Here is a 12223-nt window from a genome sequence, read left to right as displayed (position 1 = left end):
GGCCAGGCCTCAGCATTTTATTATGGTGATCCCCTGGGCGAAATGCGCCTGGTAAGCAGAGTTTTTGAAATGTAAGGCCTTTGAATAAGACAAAAGGCTGCCTCATCGCTAACTTTGCAACAGTGCCACATCAAGGCCCGATCCTTGGAGCCCTTGCCCTCCCGCACGATGATCGTGCCGTGATCGAAATCCAGATCCTTGACCCGCAGTTGCAAACCCTCACTGATCCGCATGCCCGTTCCATACAGAAGCTGGGCGAACAAACGATGCTCGCCTTCCAGAAAACCGAGGATGCGAACCACTTCATCCGGGGTCAGCACCACCGGCAAGCGCCGCGACGGCCGAGGTCTTCCGATCTCCTGAAGCCAGGGCAGATCCGTGCACAGCACCTTGCCGTAGAAGAACAGCAAGGCCGCCAATGCCTGACGATGCGTGGAGACCGAAACCTTGCGCTCGTTCGCCAGCCAGGACAGAAATGCCTCGACTTCGCTGCTGCCCAAGGTTGCCGGGTGACGCACACCGTGGAAACGGATGAAGGCACGAACCCAGTGGACATAAGCCTGTTCGGTTGGTAAGCTGTAATGCAAGTAGCGTATGCGCTCACGCAACTGGTCCAGAACCTTGACCGAACGCAGCGGTGGTAACGGCGCAGTGGCGGTTTTCATGGCTTGTTATGACTGTTTTTTTGTACAGTCTATGCCTCGGGCATCCAAGCAGCAAGCGCGTTACGCCGTGGGTCGATGTTTGATGTTATGGAGCAGCAACGATGTTACGCAGCAGGGCAGTCGCCCTAAAACAAAGTTAACTCGAGGGAGAAATCGTGAAGTTATCACTAATGGCTGCCAAGTCGAAGAACGGTATTATCGGTAATGGACCAGATATTCCATGGAGCGCCAAAGGCGAGCAACTTCTATTTAAGGCAATTACATATAATCAATGGCTTTTAGTTGGACGCAAAACTTTTGAGTCAATGGGCGCTCTCCCAAATCGAAAGTATGCAGTTGTAACTCGCTCTAATTTTTCTACGAATGATGAGGGTGTAATGGTTTTCTCCTCAATTCAGGATGCCTTAATAAATTTAGAGGAAATCACGGATCATGTTATCGTTTCTGGTGGTGGTGAAATATACAAAAGCTTGATTTCCAAAGTAGATACTTTGCATATTTCAACAGTCGACATCGAGCGAGATGGAGACATAGTTTTTCCTGAAATCCCAGATACATTCAAGTTGGTATTTGAGCAAGATTTCGAGTCTAACATTAACTATTGTTATCAAATCTGGCAAAAGAGTTAACAAGCGCCTGCAATCTGACCTCCGGTTACTGTCACCTTTTTTTGCGGTGGAGCTGCAAAAAAGGCGCCATTAACCTCCGGCAGTTGAGGCGGGCGTTAGCCATATTATGGAGCCTCATGCTTTTATATAAAATGTGTGACAATCAAAATTATGGGGTTACTTACATGAAGTTTTTATTGGCATTTTCGCTTTTAATACCATCCGTGGTTTTTGCAAGTAGTTCAAAGTTTCAGCAAGTTGAACAAGACGTTAAGGCAATTGAAGTTTCTCTTTCTGCTCGTATAGGTGTTTCCGTTCTTGATACTCAAAATGGAGAATATTGGGATTACAATGGCAATCAGCGCTTCCCGTTAACAAGTACTTTTAAAACAATAGCTTGCGCTAAATTACTATATGATGCTGAGCAAGGAAAAGTTAATCCCAATAGTACAGTCGAGATTAAGAAAGCAGATCTTGTGACCTATTCCCCTGTAATAGAAAAGCAAGTAGGGCAGGCAATCACACTCGATGATGCGTGCTTCGCAACTATGACTACAAGTGATAATACTGCGGCAAATATCATCCTAAGTGCTGTAGGTGGCCCCAAAGGCGTTACTGATTTTTTAAGACAAATTGGGGACAAAGAGACTCGTCTAGACCGTATTGAGCCTGATTTAAATGAAGGTAAGCTCGGTGATTTGAGGGATACGACAACTCCTAAGGCAATAGCCAGTACTTTGAATAAATTTTTATTTGGTTCCGCGCTATCTGAAATGAACCAGAAAAAATTAGAGTCTTGGATGGTGAACAATCAAGTCACTGGTAATTTACTACGTTCAGTATTGCCGGCGGGATGGAACATTGCGGATCGCTCAGGTGCTGGCGGATTTGGTGCTCGGAGTATTACAGCAGTTGTGTGGAGTGAGCATCAAGCCCCAATTATTGTGAGCATCTATCTAGCTCAAACACAGGCTTCAATGGCAGAGCGAAATGATGCGATTGTTAAAATTGGTCATTCAATTTTTGACGTTTATACATCACAGTCGCGCTGATAAGGCTAACAAGGCCATCAAGTTGACGGCTTTTCCGTCGCTTGTTTTGTGGTTTAACGCTACGCTACCACAAAACAATCAACTCCAAAGCCGCAACTTATGGCGGCGTTAGACATCATGAGGGTAGCGGTGACCATCGAAATTTCGAACCAACTATCAGAGGTGCTAAGCGTCATTGAGCGCCATCTGGAATCAACGTTGCTGGCCGTGCATTTGTACGGCTCCGCAGTGGATGGCGGCCTGAAGCCATACAGCGATATTGATTTGTTGGTTACTGTGGCCGTAAAGCTTGATGAAACGACGCGGCGAGCATTGCTCAATGACCTTATGGAGGCTTCGGCTTTCCCTGGCGAGAGCGAGACGCTCCGCGCTATAGAAGTCACCCTTGTCGTGCATGACGACATCATCCCGTGGCGTTATCCGGCTAAGCGCGAGCTGCAATTTGGAGAATGGCAGCGCAATGACATTCTTGCGGGTATCTTCGAGCCAGCCATGATCGACATTGATCTAGCTATCCTGCTTACAAAAGCAAGAGAACATAGCGTTGCCTTGGTAGGTCCGGCAGCGGAGGAATTCTTTGACCCGGTTCCTGAACAGGATCTATTCGAGGCGCTGAGGGAAACCTTGAAGCTATGGAACTCGCAGCCCGACTGGGCCGGCGATGAGCGAAATGTAGTGCTTACGTTGTCCCGCATTTGGTACAGCGCAATAACCGGCAAAATCGCGCCGAAGGATGTCGCTGCCGACTGGGCAATAAAACGCCTACCTGCCCAGTATCAGCCCGTCTTACTTGAAGCTAAGCAAGCTTATCTGGGACAAAAAGAAGATCACTTGGCCTCACGCGCAGATCACTTGGAAGAATTTATTCGCTTTGTGAAAGGCGAGATCATCAAGTCAGTTGGTAAATGATGTCTAACAATTCGTTCAAGCCGACCGCGCTACGCGCGGCGGCTTAACTCCGGCGTTGGGCGCACAATAAGGCTCCTTGCAGAGTTGCTTGAAAGTTGTTACGATTCAAATTTAATCATGAGATAGTCAGCAGATGAGCACTTCCAAGAACGCAGACAAGTAAGCCGCAGCAACCTTCATTTTTCGGTTGTTGCGGCGTTCTCATGAATCCTTTTGCTCTACGGGAGCGCCGCCAAATCCTTTGTTCAAGGAGATGGTTTCGTGCGCTCAAAAAACTTTAGTTGGCGGTACTCCCTTGCCGCCACGGTGTTGTTGTTATCACCGTTCGATTTATTGGCATCACTCGGCATGGACATGTACTTGCCAGCAGTGCCGTTTATGCCAAACGCGCTTGGTACGACAGCGAGCACAATTCAGCTTACGCTGACAACGTACTTGGTCATGATTGGTGCCGGTCAGCTCTTGTTTGGACCGCTATCGGACCGACTGGGGCGCCGCCCCGTTCTACTGGGAGGTGGCCTCGCCTACGTTGTGGCGTCAATGGGCCTCGCTCTTACGTCATCGGCTGAAGTCTTTCTGGGGCTTCGGATTCTTCAGGCTTGTGGTGCCTCGGCGTGCCTTGTTTCCACATTTGCAACAGTACGTGACATTTACGCAGGTCGCGAGGAAAGTAATGTCATTTACGGCATACTCGGATCCATGCTGGCCATAGTCCCGGCGGTAGGCCCATTGCTCGGAGCGCTCGTCGACATGTGGCTTGGGTGGCGGGCTATCTTTGCGTTTCTAGGTTTGGGCATGATCGCTGCATCTGCAGCAGCGTGGCGATTCTGGCCTGAAACCCGGGTGCAACGAGTTGCGGGCTTGCAATGGTCGCAGCTGCTACTCCCCGTTAAGTGCCTGAACTTCTGGTTGTACACGTTGTGTTACGCCGCTGGAATGGGTAGCTTCTTCGTCTTTTTCTCCATTGCGCCCGGACTAATGATGGGCAGGCAAGGTGTGTCTCAGCTTGGCTTCAGCCTGCTGTTCGCCACAGTGGCAATTGCCATGGTGTTTACGGCTCGTTTTATGGGGCGTGTGATACCCAAGTGGGGCAGCCCAAGTGTCTTGCGAATGGGAATGGGATGCCTGATAGCTGGAGCAGTATTGCTTGCCATCACCGAAATATGGGCTTTGCAGTCCGTGTTAGGCTTTATTGCTCCAATGTGGCTAGTGGGTATTGGTGTCGCCACAGCGGTATCTGTGGCGCCCAATGGCGCTCTTCGAGGATTCGACCATGTTGCTGGAACGGTCACGGCAGTCTACTTCTGCTTGGGCGGTGTACTGCTAGGAAGCATCGGAACGTTGATCATTTCGCTGTTGCCGCGCAACACGGCTTGGCCGGTTGTCGTGTACTGTTTGACCCTTGCAACAGTCGTGCTCGGTCTGTCTTGTGTTTCCCGAGTGAAGGGCTCTCGCGGCCAGGGGGAGCATGATGTGGTCGCGCTACAAAGTGCGGAAAGTACATCAAATCCCAATCGTTGAGAGAATGTGGCAAGCTATCGCCCAACAAATCGCTGCAGCCGACCCAAAACCGCTACGCGGTTTCGGTCGGCTGAGCTCAGGCGTTAAACATCATGAGGGAAGCGGTGATCGCCGAAGTATCGACTCAACTATCAGAGGTAGTTGGCGTCATCGAGCGCCATCTCGAACCGACGTTGCTGGCCGTACATTTGTACGGCTCCGCAGTGGATGGCGGCCTGAAGCCACACAGTGATATTGATTTGCTGGTTACGGTGACCGTAAGGCTTGATGAAACAACGCGGCGAGCTTTGATCAACGACCTTTTGGAAACTTCGGCTTCCCCTGGAGAGAGCGAGATTCTCCGCGCTGTAGAAGTCACCATTGTTGTGCACGACGACATCATTCCGTGGCGTTATCCAGCTAAGCGCGAACTGCAATTTGGAGAATGGCAGCGCAATGACATTCTTGCAGGTATCTTCGAGCCAGCCACGATCGACATTGATCTGGCTATCTTGCTGACAAAAGCAAGAGAACATAGCGTTGCCTTGGTAGGTCCAGCGGCGGAGGAACTCTTTGATCCGGTTCCTGAACAGGATCTATTTGAGGCGCTAAATGAAACCTTAACGCTATGGAACTCGCCGCCCGACTGGGCTGGCGATGAGCGAAATGTAGTGCTTACGTTGTCCCGCATTTGGTACAGCGCAGTAACCGGCAAAATCGCGCCGAAGGATGTCGCTGCCGACTGGGCAATGGAGCGCCTGCCGGCCCAGTATCAGCCCGTCATACTTGAAGCTAGACAGGCTTATCTTGGACAAGAAGAAGATCGCTTGGCCTCCCGCGCAGATCAGTTGGAAGAATTTGTTCACTACGTGAAAGGCGAGATCACCAAGGTAGTCGGCAAATAATGTCTAACAATTCGTTCAAGCCGACGCCGCTTCGCGGCGCGGCTTAACTCAAGCGTTAGATGCCAGATTTGGCGTTGCGTATGCTCACAGAAAATCGACAGCCGCAAGACTGTTTTTGGCAACTCATAGCCACCACTATTTATCCTTCATACCGTAGAGGAGATTGCACGTGAAGAACTGGCTCTTTCTGGCTATTGCAATATTTGGTGAGGTCGTCGCAACTTCCGCACTGAAGTCCAGCCATGGATTCACCAAGTTAGTTCCTTCTGTTGTAGTTGTGGCTGGCTACGGGCTTGCGTTCTATTTCCTCTCTCTCGCACTCAAGTCCATCCCGGTCGGCATTGCTTATGCTTGTCAACGGCAATTTAAAACTGACCCCTTTTACCTTAAAACAGCAAAGTAAAATTGACCCCTTTGATGATTTATTAAGACTCAATTTGTGGTTGAATTCCTACTCTCTTTTTATCTTTTAGACGATAACTTTCCCCAGATATTTGTACAACATGACAATGATGTAATAAACGATCCAACATTGCTGCTGTCAAAGTAACATCATCTGCGAATGATTTAGACCACTGGCTAAATGGTAAATTACTGGTCAAAATCGTACTGCCTTTTTCATAGCGCTTGGCAATAACATTAAAAAATAAATTTGCTTCTTCACGACCAAATGGTAAATATCCTATTTCATCGATAATCAATAACTTTGGAGCAAGTACAACACGTTGCATGTAGTTTTTTAATTTACCTTGTTGATAAGCTAGGCTAAGTTGCAACATTAAATCAGCTGCAGTAATAAACTTAGTCTTAATATTATTCATAATTGCCTTATAGCCTAAAGCCATTGATAGATGTGTTTTCCCAACACCACTTGCACCAATAAATACAACATTTTCAGCTCTTGGAATAAAGCTTAAATTAAATAGTTCAAGCAACTGCGACTTTGGAGCACCTAAAGCATAATTAAAATCATAAGCCTCCAACGTTTTGATTTGAGTAAGACCTGAAAGTTGTAAAAGAATCTGTTGACTACGTTGCTGCTTGGCTGTGTATTCATGTAATAGCATAGCTTCAACGAAATCTGCATAACTGCCATCCTTTGCTAAGGTTTGTTGTGCATGATGTGACCATTGTGATGCCACTGTTTGTAGACCAAGCTGACGGCAAAGCTGTTCAATACGCTCATACTGTAAATTCATTAAGAAACCTCCAGTAATTCATCATAGATTGATAAGGGGTGTTGAACACTCTCATGAGGTATGAGTGATGATGGGCTAACATCATCAATTACAGATTTTTTAGAACCATCATTAAATAAAGGTAATGAAGAAAAATATTGTTGTTCTTCAAGCAAACGAGTACTTGGTTTTTCTTTAGTTGTTGCATGAATGCGTTGATTTGCTGTTTCACTAAGCCATCGACCAATATAGGCATTTGCCATATCAACATCTAAGCTAAGGTCAACCACCATTAAACTTGCTTTTAATGGCACGATAAAACTTGATTTCAAATAACTATTAAAGCGTTCTACTTTACCTTTTGTTTGCGCACGATATGGCTTACAAACACGTGGTCGGAAGTTATATTTCTTAGCACAATCAAGTAATTTAGCATTCCAGCGATGTTGACCATCTTGATAAGCATCACGTTCAATGATAATGGCCTTAGCATTATCAAATAATACATCTTTAGGAACACCACCAAAGAACTGAAAAGCACTTTCTAAGCCATCAATCCATGCATCAGAACGTTCATGATCATAAAACTTAACAAAGGTTGCTCTAGAGTATCCCAAAGTTGCAACAAATGCTTTTAATGTGGTGTGATGACGTCGAATTGTTGTGAAATCAACCTGCATTTGTTGACCTGGTTGAGTCTCAAATCGCTTAATCGGCTCTGGTTGTTTAGTTGGCTTTAATGTATTGAGATAATTTTGTAGTGTTCTAATTTTCCCCGTGTAGCCTTTTTGCAAGATTTCTTGATACAACACTGCAGCCGGTATCCATTCTGGATCGGCGGCATTTACACGTTTGATTAAATACGGTTTATAAGGCTCAAGAATACTCACTTTAGATTGTGTTCGTTGATATTTAGGTGTTACTTGAGATCGTAAATATTTACGCACAGTATTTCTAGAAATACCGAGTTCGCGGCTAATTGCCTTAATAGATTGACCTTGTTGATGAAGTATTTGGATTGTCACTGCTTGCTCCAAAGTTAACATGTTGAGCAGTCCAAAAAGACCACTATATTAACCAAGGGGGTCAATTTTCAAATGCTGTTGGGGGGTCATTTTTACATTGCCGCTAACATGCTGTTTGGGCTGGCCTCGGCATCGTACTTGTGGCAGCTATCGCTTGGATCTTCCATGGCCAGAAACTAGACTTGTGGGCGTTCGTTGGCATGGGACTTATCGTTAGTGGCGTCGCCGTTCTAAATCTGCTATCCAAGGTCAGCGCACATTGATCGGGCTGGCATCTAACAGTTCATTCAAGCCGACGCCGCTTCGCGGCGCGGCTTAATTCAGGTGTTAGTCGGACGCCTACGGCGCCGAGGAAAAAAGAAACCAAACCATTCTTGCTGCCAAAGAGAAAAACCCCTTACGGTGGCGTACTGGGAAAGTGCGTATCTACGACGCCTTGCCGGTCTCAATGTCATGCCGTCCTCTTTCGAAGGCTGCTTGATGCAAACCTCTCAAAAATCTGGCATAAACTATCTTGACATATTCCGATTGAACACCTTCCGAATATCAGCGGCTATCAGCGGGATCTCATCTTTTTTCGTGACGTAGGAGTGGGCATTCTGCTGCAGATGAAACTGGCAGCGTTGCCACAGAATTCCAGGGAAGACAGCATCGATTGCCGCGCGCAGTCCTGAGTGGTCATCACTGGTGATCATTCGCAGGCCGTGCATCCCTCGTCGTACGAGACCCTCGAGAAAGGAACGCCAGTTTACCTCTGCCTCACTGTTCGCGACTTCGGCGTCAAGAATATGCCGATTCCCGCTGTAATCAACGCCAATAGCCACTAGAAGCGCCTGCTTGACCACATGGGAACCGACGCGAACCGATTCATAGGTCGCATCAAGTACCAAGTATTGAATCTGTCCGACAGGCTGCGCCTTCCAAGACGTAATCTCTTCATCGAGCTCCTTTGCCAGCCTGCTGACCTGGGACGAGCTGACTTCGGTGCCACAAAGAATTTCGACGATATCCGAGACCCTGCGGGTACTTACTCCTTTGACATACATTTCGGCGATGGCGAGCTTGAGAGCACGCTCACTGCGCATGCCTTTCTCGATGCAGCTGGGATAAAACTCCATCCCGCGAACTTGTGGTACTTTCAAGAGGACTTTCCCGGTCGCAAGATTGAATATTGGATTATTTGGATTTACCAACAAACACTACTATTTAGCTACGAAAACTCAAGAGAAGTACACAAAACCTTTTGGAAGTGATGGAAGTTTAAGTCCTCTTGATTATAGTGTAGGTATTGGAACAGGTTTAGAATTAGGACATTTCCAGTTTATGTTTGGCTATGATTACCCTCTTAGTAACAGTTCGAAAGATCCAGACCTAAGTCAAGTACGCCAACACAACTTCAGAGCAAGTATAGCATATTCATTTAGAAAGCTAAAAAAATAAAACTAACCTAGGGCTTTGGATATTTTCAAGGCATCTGATAAAGACTTAACATCATGGGTGCGGAGATAATCTGCACCTTTTTTGTATGCATACATTTCTGCTGCAAGAGTTGGTGCTAAACGAGATTTCACATCGGTTCCAGTTATTTTACCTAAGAATGATTTCCGTGACACTGCAATCATTACTTGCAAATTAAAAGCTTCTTGAATTTCAGGGAAACGCTTCAAAACAAGAATAGATGTTTCTGGATTAGAGCCTAAAAAGAAGCCCATACCCGGATCAAGAATAATTCGTTCACGCTTTACACCAGCCTCAACTAAAGCAGCAATTCTTTCTTTAAAAAATTCCATCATGGAAGTAAAAACCTCTTCCGGATTCGTTTCAACTTTAGTAGCTGCACCAATTCGCTGAACGGAGTGCATCAACACAAGTTTGCAATCTGACTTTGCCAAGCCTGAATAAATCTCAGGATAAGGAAAACCTTGAATATCATTAATAAAATCAACCTTTTGTTCTATGCAAAAACTCTGAACCTCAGGTTTAAATGTATCAACAGAAATAGAAATGCCTTTTTCTTTTAAAGCCTTAATGACAGGTTTGAGTCTTTTGATTTCTTCCACAACGCCCACTTCAGTTGTATCAGGATTACTGGAAGCGGCTCCCAAATCAATCACATCTGCTCCATCTTCAACCAAATGCAGAGCATGCTCAATTGCCTTATCTGTATCTAAATAAAGTCCTCCATCGGAAAAACTATCGGTGGTTATATTTACGATTCCAAAAATCTTGCTCATATCATTTTGCTTTGATTACAAAAGTAGCATTTATCTTAATTGACTAATTATCACTTACGCAAATTGACACATTTTCCCTATCTTTGCAGCCTAATTTTTTTGTTTTAATTCATTATGAAAACTGATAGGAACTGTCATTTCGAGTTTTTCGCGGTTTTGGGTCAAAATTCGGTTTTTTCCCCGAACTACGACTGTTTTCGCACCCCGAACAACTAATCCAATCAGAATTTTCCGGCAACGCCGACTCCAAGAAGTGTAATTCCAGTCTATTTCTGCCGTCAACCCCTGATTCGCGTTAATGCGACAAAGCTCAAACACATAACTCCCCCACGAAGCCATATAAACTCCGATTTCGAGGTGTTATCCTGTTCCGCATAAACTTCGTTTTTGGGTATTATACCTACACCAAAGCAAGAAGATTATGGGTCCAAACTTCATTTGTATATTTTGCAAACAAATATCTGCCTGTCATATCTGTCGGAGTGTGGTGATACTCCTTTGCATTAAAAATGCGCTGATAAAAGGTAGTTCAGCAAAAGGCGAAACGCCAATAAATATATCTATAACCGGTTTCGCCCGTTGATTGGGTATCGCCGTGCTTCCGATATGTTCAATGGCTACGGCATGAGAACCGAAAAAATGGAGCAATTTTATTTTCTCTTCTTCAAAATTCTTTGTCCAATCCGGGTTATATTCCATAATTTCAATTTTCATGATAGTTTCGTCCTTGCCTCAAAAACCATGTTTGGTATTATACTCCATATCTCTCCGGTGCAGGAATAGCCTTTTCTGATGCACGGCTAACAGCTTCCCATTCTTCCCAGGTAGCCATCCGTGCTTTTAAGGTATCCATCGCCAAATCGTATACCATGCTGCCAAGGATAAGCCTCAAAGGCGGATTATTGCTGGCTACTAATTTCATAAGGGCTTCCGCTGCCAAGGAAGGATCACTATCGACCGAATCTTCGGAATACTGTTTCGCCAGCTCATCGCGCAGTGTACCGTATGAATCTAATGGATTGCTGTAACTCATCGAAGTGTATAAATCTGTCCAATATCCTCCTGGTTCCACCATAGTGAGTTTCACTCCGAAATGTTCCGCTTCTTTTGCTAAGGCTTCACTCATTCCTTCCAGCGCAAATTTACTTGCACTGTAAATACCAGACATCGGACCCGAGATAATAGCGCCAATGCTTGTAATCTGTATGATATGTCCAGAACGCTGCGACCTCAAATAGGGCATCACTGCCTGACAAACCCAAAGAGCTCCAAAAAAGTTTGTGTCCATTAGTTTCCGAGCATCGGATTCGTTTAGTTCTTCAATCATACCCATAGTCATGATACCCGCATTATTAACAACAATATCAAGCCTACCGAAATGTTTAACTGCTGTTTCAACCGTAGAAAAAACAGCCTCCCTATCTGTAACATCGAGGTTTAATGGCAGTAAGCTCTCTTGATATGTTTCTTCTAGCTTCGCCAAATTATCGATAGTCCTTGCAACTGCAACAACTTTATCCCCGGCTTTCAAGGCGGCGCATGTAAAAGCATAGCCAAGCCCCTTGCTTGCTCCGGTAATAAACCATACTCTTTTATTTTCGCTATTAGGTATCATAGATATTCTCCTTTAGGCTATTATAGAAAGATTATTATAAGCGAAATTAATACCGTTAAACGCCATGAGCCCGACAATTTTGAGCACTTTGTTTTGTACTCCCAGAAGCTCACCACTACAAATTATCATCAACCCGGTCCTTTTTTCAGTCCACTTGCGGTTTCATTGTTACTTTGTCATAGCGTCGTGTCAGAATGCGGCAGAGAACAGCGTTTACTATCAACGCAACACCAGACCAGAAAAACCATGTATTAACACCTATAACCTCAACAACCGGACCTGCAACAAGTAAGCCTATCGGCATAGAAAGAGTCATGGCGGTCATCAAAAGGGAAAACACCTTGCCCATCATTTCAGGGGCAATGCTTTCTTGAACATAAGCCATAACAGGAACATTCATAAATGGGCACTGTTGCAAAGTTAGCGATGAGGCAGCCTTTTGTCTTATTCAAAGGCCTTACATTTCAAAAACTCTGCTTACCAGGCGCATTTCGCCCAGGGGATCACCATAATAAAATGCTGAGGCCTGGCC

10 protein-coding genes and 8 pseudogenes are annotated in these 12223 nt (G+C 45.5%); 9 read left to right on the top strand and 9 right to left on the bottom strand.

The annotated features are described in order from the left end of the window. Window positions 1-75, top strand: a pseudogene (locus FTU00_RS15060) (IS6 family transposase); the annotation flags it as partial. A gap of 53 nt (window positions 76-128) precedes the next feature. Here FTU00_RS15060 and intI1 read toward each other — a convergent pair. Then, window positions 129-665: pseudogene (intI1, locus tag FTU00_RS15055) on the bottom strand (class 1 integron integrase IntI1); the annotation flags it as partial. A 155-nt stretch (window positions 666-820) separates the two neighbouring features. Between intI1 and dfrA16 the strand changes: the two are divergent. The 6 genes and pseudogenes from dfrA16 to FTU00_RS15025 all read left to right on the top strand — a co-directional run. Next, window positions 821-1294 (top strand): trimethoprim-resistant dihydrofolate reductase DfrA16, encoded by a 474-nt coding sequence (gene dfrA16, locus FTU00_RS15050; protein ID WP_032490158.1) that lies wholly within the window; start codon window positions 821-823, stop codon window positions 1292-1294. Between the two features lie 164 nt (window positions 1295-1458). Continuing rightward, window positions 1459-2325 carry a PSE family carbenicillin-hydrolyzing class A beta-lactamase CARB-2 gene (locus FTU00_RS15045; RefSeq protein ID WP_001931474.1) on the top strand — a complete coding sequence of 289 codons (867 nt, stop codon included), beginning with the start codon at window positions 1459-1461 and terminating at the stop codon, window positions 2323-2325. Window positions 2326-2442: 117 nt separating this feature from the next. Next, window positions 2443-3281, top strand: a pseudogene (locus FTU00_RS15040) (AadA family aminoglycoside 3''-O-nucleotidyltransferase). A 214-nt stretch (window positions 3282-3495) separates the two neighbouring features. Continuing rightward, entirely contained in the window at window positions 3496-4755 is a 1260-nt protein-coding gene (locus tag FTU00_RS15035) for a chloramphenicol efflux MFS transporter CmlA6 (protein WP_001256773.1), read from the top strand. A 92-nt stretch (window positions 4756-4847) separates the two neighbouring features. Continuing rightward, window positions 4848-5686: pseudogene (gene aadA1, locus FTU00_RS15030) on the top strand (ANT(3'')-Ia family aminoglycoside nucleotidyltransferase AadA1). A 122-nt stretch (window positions 5687-5808) separates the two neighbouring features. Further along, a pseudogene (locus tag FTU00_RS15025) lies at window positions 5809-5991 on the top strand (multidrug efflux SMR transporter); the annotation flags it as partial. A gap of 73 nt (window positions 5992-6064) precedes the next feature. On the opposite strand, the gene istB reads toward FTU00_RS15025, so the two are convergent. Both istB and istA read right to left on the bottom strand, forming a co-directional pair. Beyond that, entirely contained in the window at window positions 6065-6838 is a 774-nt protein-coding gene (istB, locus tag FTU00_RS15020; RefSeq protein ID WP_001053381.1) for an IS21-like element ISEc57 family helper ATPase IstB, read from the bottom strand. Beyond that, the gene (istA, locus tag FTU00_RS15015; RefSeq protein ID WP_180179974.1) at window positions 6838-7863 is read right to left on the bottom strand and encodes an IS21-like element ISEc57 family transposase; all 1026 of its coding nucleotides are present in this window, start codon (window positions 7861-7863) and stop codon (window positions 6838-6840) included. Before istA ends, istB begins: the two co-directional genes overlap by 1 nt. Window positions 7864-7949: 86 nt before the next feature. Here istA and FTU00_RS15010 point away from each other — a divergent pair. Beyond that, window positions 7950-8105: pseudogene (locus FTU00_RS15010) on the top strand (SMR family transporter); the annotation flags it as partial. A gap of 246 nt (window positions 8106-8351) precedes the next feature. Here FTU00_RS15010 and FTU00_RS15005 read toward each other — a convergent pair. Then, window positions 8352-9035 (bottom strand): IS256 family transposase, encoded by a 684-nt coding sequence (locus FTU00_RS15005; RefSeq protein WP_012512983.1) that lies wholly within the window; start codon window positions 9033-9035, stop codon window positions 8352-8354. Between FTU00_RS15005 and FTU00_RS15000 the strand changes: the two genes are divergently transcribed. Next, window positions 9007-9282, top strand: a complete 276-nt coding sequence (locus FTU00_RS15000) for a hypothetical protein (protein WP_109023896.1) — start codon at window positions 9007-9009, stop codon at window positions 9280-9282. The genes FTU00_RS15005 and FTU00_RS15000 overlap by 29 nt on opposite strands. A 2-nt stretch (window positions 9283-9284) precedes the next feature. On the opposite strand, the gene sul3 is transcribed toward FTU00_RS15000, so the two are convergent. The 5 genes and pseudogenes from sul3 to FTU00_RS14975 form a co-directional block, all read right to left on the bottom strand. Further along, on the bottom strand, window positions 9285-10076 hold the full coding sequence (sul3, locus tag FTU00_RS14995) for a sulfonamide-resistant dihydropteroate synthase Sul3 (RefSeq protein ID WP_000034420.1): 792 nt from the start codon (window positions 10074-10076) through the stop codon (window positions 9285-9287). 468 nt (window positions 10077-10544) lie between these two features. Continuing rightward, window positions 10545-10790 (bottom strand): GrpB family protein, encoded by a 246-nt coding sequence (locus FTU00_RS14990; protein ID WP_001354008.1) that lies wholly within the window; start codon window positions 10788-10790, stop codon window positions 10545-10547. 37 nt (window positions 10791-10827) lie between these two features. Then, window positions 10828-11691 (bottom strand): SDR family oxidoreductase, encoded by an 864-nt coding sequence (locus FTU00_RS14985; protein ID WP_000612791.1) that lies wholly within the window; start codon window positions 11689-11691, stop codon window positions 10828-10830. 145 nt (window positions 11692-11836) lie between these two features. Then, window positions 11837-12094: pseudogene (locus tag FTU00_RS14980) on the bottom strand (hypothetical protein); the annotation flags it as partial. 54 nt (window positions 12095-12148) lie between these two features. Beyond that, window positions 12149-12223: pseudogene (locus tag FTU00_RS14975) on the bottom strand (IS6 family transposase); the annotation flags it as partial.

Origin of the sequence: Acinetobacter sp. YH12041 (genome assembly GCF_013419975.1) — a bacterium.
In the GTDB taxonomy this organism is placed as follows: Bacteria; Pseudomonadota; Gammaproteobacteria; order Pseudomonadales; family Moraxellaceae; genus Acinetobacter.
Note: the sequence above shows the minus strand (reverse complement) of the source record. Positions and strands in the feature narration are given on the sequence as shown.

What these genes read in the sequence shown, in the direction of transcription:
- FTU00_RS15045 (WP_001931474.1), top strand. Translation starts at nt 1,459, where the DNA reads ATGAAGTTTTTATTGGCATTTTCGCTTTTAATACCATCCGTGGTTTTT.
- istB (WP_001053381.1), bottom strand. Translation starts at nt 6,838, where the DNA reads ATGAATTTACAGTATGAGCGTATTGAACAGCTTTGCCGTCAGCTTGGT.
- sul3 (WP_000034420.1), bottom strand. Translation starts at nt 10,076, where the DNA reads ATGAGCAAGATTTTTGGAATCGTAAATATAACCACCGATAGTTTTTCC.
- istA (WP_180179974.1), bottom strand. Translation starts at nt 7,863, where the DNA reads ATGTTAACTTTGGAGCAAGCAGTGACAATCCAAATACTTCATCAACAA.
- FTU00_RS14990 (WP_001354008.1), bottom strand. Translation starts at nt 10,790, where the DNA reads ATGAAAATTGAAATTATGGAATATAACCCGGATTGGACAAAGAATTTT.
- FTU00_RS14985 (WP_000612791.1), bottom strand. Translation starts at nt 11,691, where the DNA reads ATGATACCTAATAGCGAAAATAAAAGAGTATGGTTTATTACCGGAGCA.